Below are 14,746 nucleotides of genomic sequence, written 5' to 3'. Positions count from 1 at the left end.
ACCCGCGAACAGGAGAGGCACATGCCCATCAGGAACCGCTTTGCCGAGATGCACGACGAAATCACCGCCTGGCGACGCGACATCCACCAGCACCCCGAGATTCTCTACGAAACCCATCGCACCAGCGCGCTGGTGGCCGACAAGCTGAAGGAGTTCGGCTGCGACGAGGTGGTGACCGGCATCGGCCGCACCGGCGTGGTCGGCGTGATTCGCGGCAAATCCACCGGATCGGGCAAGGTGATCGGCCTGCGCGCCGACATGGACGCGCTGCCTATCCACGAGGCCACCGGGGTGGAATATGCCAGCAAAACCCCCGGTGCGATGCATGCCTGCGGCCATGACGGGCACACCGCGATGCTGCTCGGTGCGGCGCGCTACCTTGCCGAGACGCGCAATTTCGACGGCACCGCCGTGGTGATCTTCCAGCCTGCCGAAGAGGGCGGCGGCGGCGGCAAGGAAATGTGCGACGACGGGATGATGGAACGCTTCGGCATCCAGGAGGTCTACGGGATGCACAACTGGCCGGGCAAACCGGTGGGCAGCTTCGCGATACGTCCCGGTGCCTTCTTTGCCGCCACCGATCAGTTCGACATCGAGGTGACGGGCCGCGGCGGTCACGCCGCCAAGCCGCACGAGACGATCGATCCCACGGTGATGACCGCGCATCTGGTCACGATGCTGCAGACCATCGCCAGCCGCAACGCCGACCCGGTGGACCAGGTGGTGGTGTCGGTCACCTCGTTCCAGACCTCTTCGAACGCGTTCAACGTGATCCCCGCCTCGGTGCATCTCAGGGGCACGGTGCGCACCATGAGCACCGCCATGCGCGATCTGGCCGAGACGCGCATCCGCGCGCTGTGCGAGCATGTGACGGCGGGCTTTGGCGGCAGCGCCGAGGTGACCTATCACCGCGGCTACCCGGTTATGGTCAACCACGAGGACCAGACCGATTTCGCCGCCTCTGTGGCGGCGAGGGTCGCGGGCAATTGCGACGAGGCCCCGCTGGTGATGGGCGGCGAGGATTTCGCCTTCATGCTAGAGGAACGCCCCGGTGCCTATATCCTCGTGGGCAACGGCGATACGGCGATGGTTCACAACCCCGAGTACAATTTCAACGACGAGGCCATTCCCGCTGGCTGTAGCTGGTGGGCGGGCATCGTTGAGGAGCGGATGCCGGCCTGAGCGGGCGGAACCGGAACCGAGCATTTATGGAAAGATGAAGCCGGGGCGGGGGATACTCCCGCCCCGGTCGCGTTCAGTCGCCGAACACGCGGGCAAAGATCGTGTCCACGTGCTTGGTGTGATAGCCCAAGTCAAACTTTTCTTCGATCTGCGCCGGGCTGAGCGCCGCCGTGACCTCCGGATCGCCAAGCAGCTCGGTCTTGAAATCAACGCCCGTCTCCCAGACCTTGAGCGCGTTGCGCTGCACGAGGCGGTAGGCGTCTTCGCGGCTGACGCCCGCCTGCGTGAGCGCCAGTAGAACGCGCTGGCTCATCACCAGGCCGGGGAAGCGGTTCATGTTGCGGATCATGTTCTCGGGATAGACGATCAGCTTGTCGATGACATTGGTCAGTCGGGCGAGGGCGAAATCGAGGGTCACGGTGGCATCCGGCCCGATCATCCGTTCGACCGAGGAATGCGAAATGTCGCGCTCGTGCCACAGCGCCACGTTCTCCATCGCCGGGATGACCATCGAGCGCACCATGCGCGCAAGCCCCGTCAGGTTCTCGGTCAGCACCGGGTTCTTCTTGTGCGGCATGGCCGAAGAGCCCTTCTGCCCCATCGAGAAGAACTCGGCCGCCTCCAGCACCTCGGTGCGCTGCATGTGGCGGATTTCCACGGCCACGTTCTCAACCGAGGAGGCCACCACGCCGAGGGCGGCAAAGAACGCCGCGTGCCGGTCGCGCGGGATCACCTGCGTGCTGATCGGCTCAGGGCTCAGGCCAAGCTGCGCGCAGACATGCTCCTCGACCGCCGGGTCGATATTGGCGAAGGTGCCGACCGCGCCGGATATCGCGCCGGTGGCGATCTCGTCGCGCGCGGTACGCAGGCGGGCGAGGTTGCGGTCCATCTCGGCGTAGAAGCGGGCAAAGGTCAGGCCCATCGTCGTCGGCTCGGCATGGATGCCGTGGCTGCGCCCGATGCGAATCGTGTCCTTGTGCTCAAAAGCGCGGCGCTTGAGTGCGGCGAGGAGCCCCTCCATATCCGCGATCAGGATGTCGGCGGCGCGGGTGAGCTGGATGTTGAAGCAGGTGTCGAGCACGTCCGAGCTTGTCATGCCCTGGTGTACGAAGCGCGCCTCGTCGCTGCCCACATGTTCCGCGAGGTGGGTGAGAAACGCGATCACGTCGTGGCGCGTCTCGGCCTCGATCTCGTCGATGCGGGCGACGTCGAATTCCACGTCCTTCGCCTTCCACACGGCCTCGGCATTCTCGCGCGGGATCACGCCGAGGTTGGCCATTGCGTCGCAGGCATGGGCCTCGATCTCGTACCAGATGCGGAATTTGGTGGCGGGCTCCCAGATGGCGGTCATTTCGGGGCGGGAATATCGCGGGATCATCTTGTCGTCCTCAATCGGATGGGGTGGTATCGGTCTCGGCGCGCTTGTAGAGCCAAGGGCAGGGCGCGGCAAGGCGGGGCGCGATGACGGTACGGCGATTGCAGGATTTCGAGGGCGAATGGCGGCTCTCGCGCGAGGTGGTCGAGGCGGATGGCCGCCGCGCGACCGTGACGGGCCGCGCGGTCTGGTCGCGTGCGGGCACCGGGCTGGCCAACGAGCTGGCCTATGTCGAGACGGGCGAGATGCGTCTTCCCGGCACACCACCGATGCAGGTTGAGCGGCGCTATCACTGGGCCCAGGATCTGAGCGTGTTCTTCGCCGATGGCCGGTTCTTTCACCGCGTTCCCCCCGAGGGGGGGGAAACCGCTCATTGGTGTGACCCCGATCAGTATGACGGGGCCTATGATTTCAGTCGCTGGCCGGAATTCACCGTCACCTGGGCGGTGCGCGGCCCGCGCAAGGACTATCGCATGATGACGATCTACACCCCGGAGGACAGATGACCGCGATCCTGCAACAGAGCCTGCCTCGTGAAATGGCGGAGCGCCGCCCGCTGCCCGGAATCGCGCCGCTCGACCCGGCGACATGGCTTCGCGTGGACGAGGCATTCGCCGCGCAGATGGCCGAGCGTGCGCGGCTTCTGGCCGGGCAGCGCGACGATGTGATCGCCGTCACCGAGGGCGCCGGTCCGGCGATGGACGAGCTTTTGCAGTTCGTGCTGGATTGGTTGGCCGAGCACGGCGATGGCTACGACATTTCCGCAAGCGAGGTCCGGCGGCCCGATGGCGTCACCGTGCCCCTCGATCATGCCGACCCGATGGGCACGCTGGGCCACCTGGTGCAGGAGGACCTGTGCCTGATGGAAAAGCGCGGGGAGGAGCATGTGCTCACCGCCGCGGTGCTGTGCTTTCCGGCAAGCTGGCGGCTGGCGGAAAAGATCGGCCGCCCGCTGACCGCGATCCACGTGCCGGTGCCGGAGTATGACGTCGGCCTCGCGCGGCGCGTGCAGCGGCTCTTTGACGGGGTGCAGTCGGGGCGGCCCCTGTGGCGGTTCAACGCGCTCAACTATGCCGATCCGGTGCTGCACCAGCCGCGCTCGCGCGTGCAGCCGTGCGAGACCGCGGACCTGCCCTACCTGCGCTCCGAGCGGCAATGCGTACTGCGCCTGCCGCGCACGCGCGCCTGCGTGTTCTCGATCCACACCTACGTCTTGGCGCGGTAGGGGGCGCGACCGATCACGCCCCCCTTCATGAGTCAGGCTGCGTCGAGCACCACGTGGGGCTGCCCGTCGGACGTCCTGGCCAGTGTGCGTCCAGCGTCATTCACGATGCAGTTGATTTGCCGCCGGTACGAACTGAACCAGTCGGAGCGCACCACATCGACGGGCCGGTCGAAGACGATGGTCAGATGCTGATGGCCACCGATGGCCTCCCGCGCCGCCTTGATCCGCCCGGTAAAGCCCTGGCCCAGATAGCGGCCCGAGACGGCCTGTCCCACCTGCCAGCGCGGCGCTGGCGCATTGCCGAGCGCTGCCGAGAGCGTATTCCAGTCGCGAAAGCCCCATTGCCGCGAGATCGTTTCAAGCGCTGCGCTGTGACTGAGGGCGGTGCCCTGATCGGCCAGAGTGGCACGCAGGCGCCTGGCGTGATCCTTGAGTGCGGTTCGATTCGGAAGTGTCGTGTTGGTCATGGTTTCTGTCCTGCGGGTCGCGTCGACGGGACGATGTTCGCATTGTCATCCGGTTCGTGACCCAAGGTCAGAAAACGGGAAAATATCTCACAGGACTTCACCAAGGGCGCGTGGCCTCGCGAACGGCGGGGGCCTGCGCCCCATGATGGTGCGAAGTAGGGACCGGCGCCCGCGCTGTCAACGGGGTGCAACAGCTTCGTATCGGGGAGCCGGGGCTCAGCCGCTGATAAGCGGCTGCGCCTCGCGCAGGGCGGTGTAGGCGAGCAGGGCGGCCCCCACGGGCGGCGCGTGCAGAAACAGCGTCATCCCCAGCGTGACCACCGTCAGGCGCAGCGGCTGCGACGGGATCGCGGGCAGGGCCTCGGGCTCGACCGCGTCGCGCTGCCACCCGCCCTCGCGCGCCTCGACACGCTTGCGGCGGCCGGTCTCGATGTCCTCGGGCCGCAACCGAGGCGCGGTCGCGCCCAGCAGGTCAAATGTCCGGTCCAGCAGCGCCGTGCCGACCGCCTGCGCGGACGGGCCGCGCAAAAGCGCATCATAGGGCAGATAGCTGCCCACCCGCTCCAGCGCGCGCTCCAGCAGCACGCCGTAGGCGCCCGGGTCGAAACCGGTGCCGAGGCGCTTTTTCCGCGGCGGCGGGCCGATGGCGATGACCAGGTAATGCGGTCGATCCTTGCGCTCCGGCGGCAGCCAGCCAAGCGCGATGCGCACGCATTCACGGTCGATGAGCGCGATGTCTTCGCCGTCCCATGTCAGGCGGCGCACCTGCGTGGCCAACCCGTGCGAGGCGATGTCAAACTCCTCGACGATGTCGGGAAATTCCATCCCCGGCGGGCCGTGATATTCCAGTGCGGCGATTTCGCCGTATGTCTGCCTGCTCATGATTTGCCTCTCGGCTTGCTCCTGTCTTGAAGCGGATGGAAACCACATGCACCGTTTACACCTATCTCTCCGTCTCTTCGCACACATCCCGCCCGTCACGCTCGGCCCCGTTCCGGGCCGCGGGCCGTCTCAGCCCTGGTCGATCTGTGCCGCCATGATGGCGATCGCCTTCTGATACACACCGGCGGCGTTCCATTCCTGGATCACCGCGAAATTCGGCTCGCCCTCCTGATAGCCCTTGCCCGGCTGCCAGCCCTTGGCGCGCAGGTAATTGGCGGTCGAGGCCATGGCGTCGGCGAGGTCATAGAAATCCACCCGCCCGTCACCATCGCCATCCACGCCATAACGCAGCGCGTTGCCGGGCAGGAACTGGGTATGACCCAGTTCGCCATGCCGGGCCCCCCGCGTCTCGGGGGTGATCGCGCCCCGGTCCACCAGTTTCAGGGCACCGATGGCATGGGGACGGAAGAAATCCGACCGGCGGCAATCATAGGTTAGCGTGACGATGGCCGAGACCACCGAACTGTCGCCCATGAAGTGGCCGAATCCCGTCTCCATCCCGTGGATCGCGATCAGCACGCCGGCGGGCACGCCATAATGCCGCTCGAGCGATTCGTAGAAGGCCGCGTTGCGTGCCAGCCGCTTGCGGCCCTGCGCCACGATGACCGACGCGCCGCGGATTTCCATGAACTTGTCGAAGCTGTAGCGAAAGCTCTTTTGATTGCGGTCGGCGGCGATGGTGGAGCGGGCATAGGTGGCCGCGCGCAGCGCCTCTATCCCGCGCTGACCGACACCCGCGTCGGCGGCTTGTCGTGCGAAATCGCGTTTCCACGCCTCGAAACCCTGCGCGTTGTCACCGCACCCGGCGGCCCATGCCGCCCCGGTGCCGACCAGCAGCGTGGCAGTCCAAAGGCCCAGGGCCGCGAGGCGCGGCGCGGCGATTGTCGGCTTGGCTTGCATCGTCACTCTCCCCCTCGGTGCACACACGGTGCCACCATACCGCGCCACTGCGGTGGGGCAAGGCCCCTCGCGAGTGCGGCTGCGAGGCGCGCGCGTGTCATCCGCCCAGGGCCACGATCAGGTTGGCCGCCTGTGCGATCTGCCCATGCGTGGCCAGCACCATGAACGTGCCGGTCAGCGCTGCCGTCTGCGAGGCGAGGCGCATATTCTCGCCACGCAGCAGGTTGACGACCGTGAGCGCCGCGGCGACCGGCAGGGCGAAGAGCCCGATGGCAAAGGTCAACATCCAGACGCTGAGCCGCAACGGCGCGGTCGGTTCGCGGATATCGTCGGGCTGCGACATGGCCTCGACCTCTGCCGGGTCGGGGTCGCGAAACGCGGCGCGCAGCGCATCGAGTCGCTCTTCTTCGCTCCGGTCGCGGCCAAAGCCGGGCATCTGTGCGCGCAATTGTGCATAGGCTGTCTCGACATCGGGCAGCCGCTTGCGGCGGCGGTCGGTCGCTGCGGGCGCGGGGCGCACCGGCGCGGGCATCGCGGCGGTGTTGGCCACGGCTGCGCGGAACTCGGCCCGCGTCAGCACCGCGCGTGGGTCGGTCCATTGCACGTAATCGGGCACCAGCGTCGCCTGAAGCCCGGCGAGCAGATGCGCGATCAGCGTCTCGGAGGACGTCTGCGCGCGCGCCTCTTCATCCGCCCCGCGCCCAAGGCTCAGCTCGAGGATATGCGCCGGGTTGGTGTCGATTCGCGGCAGTGGCCGACCCTCGGTGATCCGCACCCGGCAGACAAGCCCACGCGCGCGCACCGTTGCCTGCGTGTCGCTTTCGCAGCGCCGTTCCTCCACCCGCTCGCCCAGACGGTCGAGCGCGTCGGCAATGCCGCAGGTGATCGCGGCAATATCAAACGACTTCTTACCCAAGAACACTAGTCCTGCCTGAACCTTTTGCATTGTATCGGTCATGGTGGCACCCGTCGGTTGCTGTTCAGCCATCTAACTGGCAGGAAATATGGCAACCAGTTTGTTTCAAATGCGGATACATTTAGGCAAATTGTCCGGAACGGGCATATTGGCGCGCTACACGAAACGGCCCGCACGCAAAGAGAAAGGCGCCCCGCAAGCGGGACGCCTCATGGTGGCAAGTCTGGCGGGATTGTGCCGCCGCCGCCTCAGCAGCTGTAATACATCAGGAATTCAACCGGATGCGGCGTGTGCTCGTAGAGCTCGATCTCGTCCATCTTGAGCTCGATATAGCCATCGATCTGGTCCTTGGTGAACACGTCACCCGCGAGCAGGAATTCGTGATCGGCCGCGAGCGCGTCCACTGCCTCGCGCAGGCTGCCGCAGACCGTGGGGATGCCTTCGAGCTCCTCGGCCGGCAGGTCGTAGAGGTTCTTGTCCATCGCCTCGCCCGGGTCGATGCGCGACTTGATCCCGTCGAGCCCTGCCATCAGCAGTGCGGCAAAGCACAGGTAGGGGTTGGCCGACGGGTCGGGGAAACGGGCCTCGACGCGCTTGGCCTTGGGGCTCTCGGTCCACGGGATGCGGATACAACCCGAGCGGTTGCGCGCCGAATAAGCCCGCAGCACCGGTGCCTCGAAGCCGGGAATCAGCCGCTTGTAGCTGTTGGTCGAGGGGTTGGTGAAAGCGTTGAGCGTCTTGGCATGCTTGAGCAGACCGCCGATGAACCACAGCGCTTCCTGGCTCAGATCGGCATACTTGTCGCCCGCGAAAAGCGGTTTGCCGTCCTTCCAGATCGACATGTTGACATGCATGCCGGTGCCGTTGTCGCCATAGATCGGCTTGGGCATGAAGGTGGCCGACTTGCCATAGGCCTGCGCGACGTTGTGGATGACATACTTGTATTTCTGAAGCTCGTCGGCCTGCTTGGTCAGGCTGTCGAAGATCAGGCCCAGCTCGTGCTGACACGACGCCACCTCGTGGTGGTGCTTGTCCACCTTCATCCCGAGGCGTTTCATGGTGCTGAGCATCTCGCTGCGCAGATCCTGCCCGTCGTCGATCGGGTTGACCGGGAAGTAGCCGCCCTTGACGCCGGGGCGGTGGCCGGTGTTGCCCATCTCGTATTCGGTGTCGGTGTTCCAGGAGGCGTCGATTGCATCGACCTCGTAGGACACCTTGTTGATCTTGTTGCTGATGCGGACATCGTCGAAGATGAAGAACTCCGCCTCCGGCCCGAAGAAGGCCGTGTCGCCGATGCCGCTCGATTTCAGGTAGGCCTCGGCCTTTTCCGCGGTGCCGCGCGGATCGCGATTATAGGGCTCGCCAGTGTCCGGCTCGACCACCGAGCAGTGCACGCAAAGCGTCTTCTCGGCGTAGAACGGATCGACATAGGCGCTTTCGGTGTCGGGCATGAGCTTCATGTCCGAGGCCTCGATGGATTTCCAGCCCTGGATCGACGAGCCGTCGAACATGAACCCTTCCTCGAGGAAATCCTCATCGACCTGATCGGCCATCACGGTCACGTGCTGCAGCTTGCCGCGCGGGTCGGTGAAGCGGATATCGACATACTCGATATCCTCGTCCTTGATCTGCTTGAGAAGCGCGTCTGTGCTCATGCGCTGGTCCCTTTCGTTGATGTGTTCGTTGCTGTGGAGAAATGTGGGTGACGAGGGCGGGTCAGAGCGCGTCCGGCCCGGTCTCGCCGGTGCGGATTCGGATGGCGTGTTCGATGGGGCTGACGAAGATCTTGCCGTCCCCGATCTTGTCGGTGCGCGCCGCGTCCACGATGGCCTCGATCGCGCCCTCGACCTGATCGTCATCGACGACCACGTCGATCTTGACCTTGGGCAGGAAGTCCACGACGTATTCCGCCCCGCGATACAGTTCGGTATGCCCTTTCTGGCGGCCAAATCCCTTGACCTCGATCACCGAGAGACCCTGGATACCGGCCTCCTGCAAGGCTTCTTTCACCTCGTCCAGCTTGAATGGCTTGATGATCGCCTCGATCTTTTTCATGGCAAAAGAGCTCCCTGACCGTGTTCGACCCCGCTCAGACCACTTCCCGCAGGCACCGACAATCGGATAGGCTGGATTTTGGGCGTTCGCGCCGCCGGTTTTGATGCTGATGCCTAAAAAATATGCAAAATGCCACAAAACCGGGCGAAATTGAATCGCGCCGGGGACAGGAGGGCCGATGCCGATGACCAACCTGCTCAGCGCCGCGCAGATGCGGGCCGAGGAAACCGCCGCCATCGAGTCGGGCGCGGTGACGGGGCTGGAGCTGATGGAGCGCGCGGGGCGCGGTGTGGTAGAGGCCGCGTTCGCGCACTGGCCCGATCTCGCGCGCGCGCCGCAGCGCGCATTGGTGCTGTGCGGACCGGGCAACAACGGCGGCGACGGCTTTGTCGTGGCGCGGCTCCTGAAGGAGTGGGGCTGGGACGTGCAGGCGTTCCTCCTGGGCGATCCCGAGCGGCTGCCGCCCGATGCGCGGTCCAACCACCGGCGGTGGTCCGCGCTTGGCGCCACCCGCCCGATCGACGATGCGCGCGCGGCTGCGGCGGCCGGGGATGCGGCGCTGGTGGTCGATGCGCTGTTCGGCACCGGGCTCACGCGCCCGCTGGAGGGGGTTCTGGCCGATCTGGTCGCGCGTCCCGCGTCGCGCTGCGTGGCCGTCGATATTCCCTCGGGGCTCTGCGCCGATAGCGGGCGCGTGCTCGGCGCGGCGATGCGCGCCGATCTCACCGTGACCTTTCACTCTGCCAAGCCGGGTCATTACCTGGCGGACGGCCCCGGCCATTGCGGCGCTCTCGCGGTGGCGGATATCGGCCTGCGCGATGGCGACGTGGCGGGTGCGATCACGCTGTGCCCCGCCCCCGGCGCGGCGCGACTTGCCAAGGGGGCAGGGGCGCACAAATTCGGCCACGGTCATGCGCTGGTGCTGACCGGCGGGGCCGGGCGCACGGGGGCCGCGCGGCTCGCCGCGCGGGCGGCGCTCCGGGTCGGGGCGGGGCTGGTGACGCTGGGCGTGCCGGGGTCGGCACAGATGGAGGTCGCCGCGCAGATCACTGCCCTGATGCTGACCCGCGTGAACGGGGCCGAGGGGCTGGCCGCCGCGCTGGAGGACCGGCGCCTCACCGCGCTCTGCCTCGGGCCGGGGCTGGGGGTCGCGCGGGCGCGGGCGCTGGTGCCGGTGGCGCTAAGGGCTGCGCACGCGCCCGGCGTGGTGCTCGATGCCGATGCGTTGACGGCCTTTGAAGACGCGCCAGAGACCCTCTTCGAGATGCTGCACGCCGGCTGCATCCTGACACCGCACGCGGGCGAATTCGCGCGGCTGTTCCCGGATATTGCAGAGACGCTGAACGCGCCCGCAACCAAGGGCCCCGCCTGTTCCAGAGTGGATGCCACGCGCGCGGCGGCGGAACGGGCAGGCTGCGTGGTGCTGCTCAAGGGGCCGGACACCGTGATTGCCGCGCCCGGCGGGCGGTGCTGCATCCACGCCGCGCACTACGACCGCGCGGCCCCGTGGCTCGCCACAGCCGGATCGGGTGACGTGCTGGCGGGGCTTGTGACCGGAATGATGGCGCGGGGCCTCGGCCCGGCACAGGCAGCAGAGGCCGCCGCCTGGCTCCATGTCGAGGCCGCCCGCAGGTTCGGTCCCGCCCTCATCGCCGAGGATCTGCCCGAGACCCTGCCGCAGGTGCTGCGCGCGCTGGGGGTCTGAGCCCGGTTCAGGCGCGGCGGCGGCGCGTGCGGCGGGGTTGTGCCGCATCCTCGCCGGTCCCGTCGGAGGGCGAGGAAAATGGCCCGATCTTGTCGGTAATCTGCTCGGGCGTGGGGCGCGGCCCCATGGGGCGCTCTTCCAGCGCCGCGCGCATCAGGCGCAGGTGATCGCCCATCGTGCCGCAGCAGCCGCCGATGATGCGCGCACCCGCGTCGCGCGCCAGCACCGCGTATTCGGCCATCAGTTCCGGCGTGCCATCGTAATGGATGTGCCCGTCATGGTATTTGGGGATGCCGGCGTTGCCCTTGGCGATGATCGGCCGTTCCGATCCCTGCGCCACGAATCCCAGCACCGTGCGCAACAGGTCCGATGCCCCCACGCCGCAATTCGCACCATAGGCGATGGGCGGGTTGGGCAGCTTTTCCACCATCTTCGCCATGTCTTCCGAGGTCAGCCCCATCATGGTGCGCCCCGCCGTGTCAAAGCTCATCGTGCCGCACCACGGCATCCCGGCGAGCGCGAATGCCTCCGCCGCGGCCTTGTATTCCTCGGGCGCACTGATCGTCTCGAGCCAGAGTACGTCGGCCCCGCCTTCCTTGAGACCCTCGGCCTGCTCGTGGAATACCTCCACCGCGAGCGAATGCGTCAACGCCCCCATCGGCGCCATGATCTCGCCCGTCGGCCCGACCGAGCCCGCCACCACCAGCGGGCGGTCGCAGCGGTCGGCCACGTCGCGCCCGATCTCTGCGGCGATCCGCGAGAGCTGTTGAGCGCGCTTCTCGGCGCCGTGCAGCTTGAGCCGCGCGGCGTTGCCGCCGAAGGAATTGGTCAGGAAGAGGTCGCTGCCCGCGTCCACCGCGCTTTGATAGAGTGCGCGGATACGGTCCGGGTGATCCTCGTTCCACAATTCCGGCGCGTCGCCGGATTGCAGGCCCATGTTGAACAGGTTCGTGCCCGTGGCACCGTCTGCGAGAATCCACTCGCGCCCGGCGAGCATCTTGGTGAGGGCGTCGGTCATATCGCGCTTCCCGCAATCTCTAAGACCGGAAGCGATGCCACTGCCCGCCCCGGAATGCAAACCAGAAATCCTCATCAAGAACGTGAGGCGCGCTTGAATCGCGCCCGCTCAGTGTTCCTTGACGAGCTGATCCTTGGCCACCTTGAGCAGTTCGCCCATCTTCGCGCGGATCGTGTCGGCATCGGCGATGTCGCCCAGGTCGGCGGCCACCTTGCGCACCACGTCCTCGTGCCCGGCCTCCTCGAAATCGGCCTTGACCACCGTGATGGCATACTCGTTGGCCGCCTCGCCGGTCTTGCCCAGCAACTCGGCGGCCCACAGACCCAGGAGCTTGTTGCGCCGCGCTTCGGCACGGAACTTCATTTCCTCGTCATGGGCGAACTTGTTCTCGAAGGCGCTCTCGCGTTCATCGAAGGTGGTCATCGGGCCGGTCCCCTTGCGCTGATTGCATTCGTGTCCGATATGCCCTTTGCGCCCCGCAAGGGCAAGAGGCTCTGCCCCGATGCGACACCTTGCGACCGCGCGGGGCTTGCACTATGAGAACGCATCGGCGTGACTTCCCCACGCCCCCCAGCCCAGCGACGGAGACTGCATGGCACGGCGCAAGAAAATCTACGAAGGCAAGGCCAAGATTCTCTACGAAGGGCCCGAGCCGGGCACCATCATCCAGTATTTCAAGGATGACGCCACCGCCTTCAACGCCGAGAAGAAGGCGGTGATCGAGGGCAAGGGCGTGCTGAACAACATGCTGTCGGAATACTTCATGGCCGGGCTCAACGCCGTCGGCGTGCCTACGCATTTCATCCGCCGGGTGAACATGCGCGAACAACTCGTGCGCGCCTGCGAGATCGTCCCGCTCGAAGTGATCGTGCGCAACTATGCCGCCGGCACCATGGCCAAACGGCTGGGCATGGACGAGGGCACGCAGCTTCCGCGCCCGATCGTCGAATACTGCCTCAAGGACGATGCGCTCGGCGATCCGCTGGTGACCGAGGAACATATCGCCGCCTTTGGCTGGGCCACGCAGCAGGACATGGACGACATCCTCAGCCTCGCGCTGCGGGTCAACGATTTCATGTCCGGCGTGATGTATGGCGTGGGCATCCGTCTGGTGGATTTCAAGATCGAGGTGGGCCGCGTCTACGAGGGCGATTTCCAGCGCCTGATCGTCGCCGACGAGATCAGCCCCGATAGCTGCCGGTTGTGGGACATCAAGACCGGGCAGAAGCTTGACAAGGACGTGTTCCGCCGCGATCTGGGCTCGCTTACCGACGCCTATACCGAGGTGGCCAACCGCCTCGGCGTCATGCCCAAGGGCGCGACGCCCATGACGCGCCCCACGCTCATCAACTGAAGGAGTGCGAGGATGAAGGCCCGCGTTCACGTGATGCTGAAAACCGGCGTGCTCGACCCGCAGGGCGAGGCGGTGCGCCACGCCCTCGGGTCGCTCGGATTCGACGGTGTCGAAGGCGTGCGGCAGGGCAAGGTGATCGAGCTCGACCTCGCCGAGACCGACGCCGACAAGGCCCGCGAGACGGTGACGCAGATGTGCGAGAAGCTGCTCGCCAACACCGTGATCGAAAGCTACGCGGTCGAACTGGTCTGAGCGAGGGTCCGGCCGCCCTTTAGCCTCCGCCCTGGATCATTCGCCTTTTCTCAGCCCGTCGCCGCGATGCGCGGGGCACCGACGCGGGCAAGGTGCGCATCGGTGAGCGCGCGCTCGGCATCGCTCAGCCCCCGGTGGCGCGGATAGCGTGGCGCGGCGCGGTCGTCGAGCACCGGCGCGTCCCAGCCCCCTGTCGTGTCAAAGAACCGCGCCACCCCATCTTCGCCGAACTCGCGCAGATAGCCCTGCACCACCACGTCGATATAGCTCAGCAGGATCGGGTGCGCCGCCGTCGGCGCCCCGTGATGGCCCTCGGGGATGGTGTAGACGGCGATTTCGGGGGTGTGGGGCAGGTCATGGCGCACCTGATCGGCGGCGGGTGCGCGCACATACGCGGCCTCGCGCGCGTCGAGCGCGGGCCAGTCCGCACCCGGCACCGGCGCGATCAGCCCGTCGATCTCGGCATCGTCGTCAGGGACCACCGTCAGATAGGCCACCGGGCGCAGTGTGGTGTGCCGCCACACCCGACGCCACCCCGACAGGCGCGCGGGGCGCGCCCCCCCAAAGCCGTGGGTCGTGCGGTTCACGAGGCTGCCATAGCCAAAGAAATATGCATGTCGAATCAAGGTTTTTTTGCCTCCGCTTGATTTGCATCAAGGTCCGCGCTCACAGTCTGGCGAAACTCGTGCAATTGCAACCGAAGGCAGGCTCATGCGGATCACGAAACGCACCAATATCGCTATCAGGCTCCTGATGTTCTGCGCATTCAATCCCGACCGGCTGGTGACCAAGACCGAGATCGCGGAACGGTGCAACATCTCCGAGAGCCACCTGGCGCAGATCGTCAACCGGCTGGGACAACTGGGCTTTCTGCACACGCAGCGTGGGCGCACCGGCGGGGTGGCGCTGGGCCGCCCGATGGCCGAGATATCGGTGGGCGAGGTGTTTCGCAAGCTCGAGGAGAACGTGCCGGTCGCGGAATGCTTTGCCGATGTCGACAATACCTGCCCGCTCAAGGCCGGGTGCCGCCTGCGCGCGGCGCTGACCGACGCGGTCGAGGCGTTCTACCGGCGGCTCGACGACGTGACGCTCGACGCGCTGGTCTGCGACAACGACACGCTGCTCGCGATCTTTTCAGCGCCGCCTTGCGCCAAACGGGCTTGATCGCGCCTGCGCGGTATACTAGCGTCCACCACGTCGCGGCAGGGAGAACTGGCCACGCCAGTGCCGAAGGAGCAACCGCCCCGGAAACTCTCAGGCTCAAGGACCTGCGCGACCGACACAACTCTGGAGAGACCCCGCACGCGGGGCGCCGAAGGGATAGCGATCTCAGGCGAAAGGACAGAGGGGGCATC

17 protein-coding genes and 1 riboswitch are annotated in these 14,746 nt (G+C 66.5%); of the genes, 7 read left to right on the top strand and 10 right to left on the bottom strand.

Going from position 1 to position 14,746, the window contains the following annotated elements:
- The first annotated feature begins 21 nt into the window (after positions 1-21).
- Positions 22-1,182 carry a M20 aminoacylase family protein gene (locus tag CRJ03_RS00740; protein WP_104017006.1) on the top strand — a complete coding sequence of 387 codons (1,161 nt, stop codon included), beginning with the start codon at positions 22-24 and terminating at the stop codon, positions 1,180-1,182.
- 73 nt (positions 1,183-1,255) lie between these two features.
- Here the strand turns inward: CRJ03_RS00740 and purB are convergent, their stop codons facing one another.
- Positions 1,256-2,560, bottom strand: a complete 1,305-nt coding sequence (gene purB / locus CRJ03_RS00735) for an adenylosuccinate lyase (protein ID WP_104017005.1) — start codon at positions 2,558-2,560, stop codon at positions 1,256-1,258.
- Between the two features lie 83 nt (positions 2,561-2,643).
- Between purB and CRJ03_RS00730 the strand changes: the two genes are divergently transcribed.
- Positions 2,644-3,063 carry a DUF6314 family protein gene (locus tag CRJ03_RS00730; RefSeq protein WP_104017004.1) on the top strand — a complete coding sequence of 140 codons (420 nt, stop codon included), beginning with the start codon at positions 2,644-2,646 and terminating at the stop codon, positions 3,061-3,063.
- A complete protein-coding gene (locus CRJ03_RS00725) occupies positions 3,060-3,782 on the top strand; it encodes a heme-dependent oxidative N-demethylase family protein (protein WP_104017003.1) in 723 nt (240 codons plus the stop codon). Before CRJ03_RS00730 ends, CRJ03_RS00725 begins: the two co-directional genes overlap by 4 nt.
- A gap of 32 nt (positions 3,783-3,814) precedes the next feature.
- Here the strand turns inward: CRJ03_RS00725 and CRJ03_RS00720 are convergent, their stop codons facing one another.
- From CRJ03_RS00720 to CRJ03_RS00695, 6 genes are all read right to left on the bottom strand, one after another.
- Positions 3,815-4,249: a glyoxalase superfamily protein gene (locus tag CRJ03_RS00720; RefSeq protein WP_104017002.1), complete on the bottom strand. Its 435-nt coding sequence runs from the start codon at positions 4,247-4,249 to the stop codon at positions 3,815-3,817.
- Between the two features lie 216 nt (positions 4,250-4,465).
- Positions 4,466-5,131 (bottom strand): hypothetical protein, encoded by a 666-nt coding sequence (locus CRJ03_RS00715; protein ID WP_104017001.1) that lies wholly within the window; start codon positions 5,129-5,131, stop codon positions 4,466-4,468.
- A 129-nt stretch (positions 5,132-5,260) separates the two neighbouring features.
- Positions 5,261-6,091, bottom strand: a complete 831-nt coding sequence (locus CRJ03_RS00710) for a lytic murein transglycosylase (RefSeq protein ID WP_104017000.1) — start codon at positions 6,089-6,091, stop codon at positions 5,261-5,263.
- Between the two features lie 97 nt (positions 6,092-6,188).
- Complete coding sequence (locus tag CRJ03_RS00705; protein ID WP_129590213.1) at positions 6,189-7,079, bottom strand: hypothetical protein; 891 nt, start codon at positions 7,077-7,079, stop codon at positions 6,189-6,191.
- Between the two features lie 176 nt (positions 7,080-7,255).
- Positions 7,256-8,662, bottom strand: a complete 1,407-nt coding sequence (gene glnA, locus CRJ03_RS00700; RefSeq protein ID WP_104016998.1) for a type I glutamate--ammonia ligase — start codon at positions 8,660-8,662, stop codon at positions 7,256-7,258.
- Between the two features lie 61 nt (positions 8,663-8,723).
- Positions 8,724-9,062 (bottom strand): P-II family nitrogen regulator, encoded by a 339-nt coding sequence (locus CRJ03_RS00695; RefSeq protein WP_104016997.1) that lies wholly within the window; start codon positions 9,060-9,062, stop codon positions 8,724-8,726.
- Positions 9,063-9,246: 184 nt separating this feature from the next.
- On the opposite strand from CRJ03_RS00695, the gene CRJ03_RS00690 reads away from it, so the two are divergent.
- Complete coding sequence (locus CRJ03_RS00690; protein WP_104017114.1) at positions 9,247-10,767, top strand: NAD(P)H-hydrate epimerase; 1,521 nt, start codon at positions 9,247-9,249, stop codon at positions 10,765-10,767.
- 7 nt (positions 10,768-10,774) lie between these two features.
- Here CRJ03_RS00690 and bmt read toward each other — a convergent pair whose 3' ends face one another.
- Both bmt and CRJ03_RS00680 read right to left on the bottom strand, forming a co-directional pair.
- Positions 10,775-11,785, bottom strand: coding sequence for a betaine--homocysteine S-methyltransferase (bmt, locus tag CRJ03_RS00685; RefSeq protein ID WP_104016996.1), 1,011 nt, complete (start codon positions 11,783-11,785; stop codon positions 10,775-10,777).
- A gap of 108 nt (positions 11,786-11,893) precedes the next feature.
- Positions 11,894-12,208: a DUF1476 domain-containing protein gene (locus CRJ03_RS00680; RefSeq protein WP_104016995.1), complete on the bottom strand. Its 315-nt coding sequence runs from the start codon at positions 12,206-12,208 to the stop codon at positions 11,894-11,896.
- Positions 12,209-12,377: 169 nt separating this feature from the next.
- Here CRJ03_RS00680 and purC point away from each other — a divergent pair, with 169 nt between their 5' ends.
- On the top strand, positions 12,378-13,139 hold the full coding sequence (gene purC / locus CRJ03_RS00675) for a phosphoribosylaminoimidazolesuccinocarboxamide synthase (protein WP_104016994.1): 762 nt from the start codon (positions 12,378-12,380) through the stop codon (positions 13,137-13,139).
- 12 nt (positions 13,140-13,151) lie between these two features.
- The gene (gene purS, locus CRJ03_RS00670; protein WP_104016993.1) at positions 13,152-13,391 is read left to right on the top strand and encodes a phosphoribosylformylglycinamidine synthase subunit PurS; all 240 of its coding nucleotides are present in this window, start codon (positions 13,152-13,154) and stop codon (positions 13,389-13,391) included.
- Between the two features lie 50 nt (positions 13,392-13,441).
- Here the strand turns inward: purS and CRJ03_RS00665 are convergent, their stop codons facing one another.
- Complete coding sequence (locus tag CRJ03_RS00665; RefSeq protein WP_104017113.1) at positions 13,442-14,014, bottom strand: gamma-glutamylcyclotransferase family protein; 573 nt, start codon at positions 14,012-14,014, stop codon at positions 13,442-13,444.
- Positions 14,015-14,102: 88 nt separating this feature from the next.
- Between CRJ03_RS00665 and CRJ03_RS00660 the strand changes: the two genes are divergently transcribed.
- Positions 14,103-14,555: an RrF2 family transcriptional regulator gene (locus CRJ03_RS00660; RefSeq protein ID WP_104016992.1), complete on the top strand. Its 453-nt coding sequence runs from the start codon at positions 14,103-14,105 to the stop codon at positions 14,553-14,555.
- Positions 14,556-14,668: 113 nt separating this feature from the next.
- Positions 14,669-14,746: riboswitch (glycine riboswitch) on the top strand.

This window comes from Roseovarius nitratireducens (assembly GCF_002925845.1).
GTDB classification, from domain to species: domain Bacteria; phylum Pseudomonadota; class Alphaproteobacteria; order Rhodobacterales; family Rhodobacteraceae; genus Roseovarius; species Roseovarius nitratireducens.
Note: the sequence above shows the minus strand (reverse complement) of the source record. Positions and strands in the feature narration are given on the sequence as shown.

Bases quoted from the DNA above. Each gene is read 5' to 3' on its own strand.
- bmt (WP_104016996.1), bottom strand. From the start codon at position 11,785: ATGACCGACGCCCTCACCAAGATGCTCGCCGGGCGCGAGTGGATTCTC.
- glnA (WP_104016998.1), bottom strand. From the start codon at position 8,662: ATGAGCACAGACGCGCTTCTCAAGCAGATCAAGGACGAGGATATCGAG.
- CRJ03_RS00715 (WP_104017001.1), bottom strand. From the start codon at position 5,131: ATGAGCAGGCAGACATACGGCGAAATCGCCGCACTGGAATATCACGGC.
- CRJ03_RS00730 (WP_104017004.1), top strand. From the start codon at position 2,644: ATGACGGTACGGCGATTGCAGGATTTCGAGGGCGAATGGCGGCTCTCG.
- CRJ03_RS00680 (WP_104016995.1), bottom strand. From the start codon at position 12,208: ATGACCACCTTCGATGAACGCGAGAGCGCCTTCGAGAACAAGTTCGCC.
- CRJ03_RS00690 (WP_104017114.1), top strand. From the start codon at position 9,247: ATGACCAACCTGCTCAGCGCCGCGCAGATGCGGGCCGAGGAAACCGCC.
- CRJ03_RS00705 (WP_129590213.1), bottom strand. From the start codon at position 7,079: ATGGCTGAACAGCAACCGACGGGTGCCACCATGACCGATACAATGCAA.
- purC (WP_104016994.1), top strand. From the start codon at position 12,378: ATGGCACGGCGCAAGAAAATCTACGAAGGCAAGGCCAAGATTCTCTAC.
- purB (WP_104017005.1), bottom strand. From the start codon at position 2,560: ATGATCCCGCGATATTCCCGCCCCGAAATGACCGCCATCTGGGAGCCC.
- CRJ03_RS00695 (WP_104016997.1), bottom strand. From the start codon at position 9,062: ATGAAAAAGATCGAGGCGATCATCAAGCCATTCAAGCTGGACGAGGTG.
- CRJ03_RS00720 (WP_104017002.1), bottom strand. From the start codon at position 4,249: ATGACCAACACGACACTTCCGAATCGAACCGCACTCAAGGATCACGCC.
- CRJ03_RS00660 (WP_104016992.1), top strand. From the start codon at position 14,103: ATGCGGATCACGAAACGCACCAATATCGCTATCAGGCTCCTGATGTTC.
- CRJ03_RS00710 (WP_104017000.1), bottom strand. From the start codon at position 6,091: ATGCAAGCCAAGCCGACAATCGCCGCGCCGCGCCTCGCGGCCCTGGGC.
- CRJ03_RS00725 (WP_104017003.1), top strand. From the start codon at position 3,060: ATGACCGCGATCCTGCAACAGAGCCTGCCTCGTGAAATGGCGGAGCGC.
- CRJ03_RS00740 (WP_104017006.1), top strand. From the start codon at position 22: ATGCCCATCAGGAACCGCTTTGCCGAGATGCACGACGAAATCACCGCC.
- purS (WP_104016993.1), top strand. From the start codon at position 13,152: ATGAAGGCCCGCGTTCACGTGATGCTGAAAACCGGCGTGCTCGACCCG.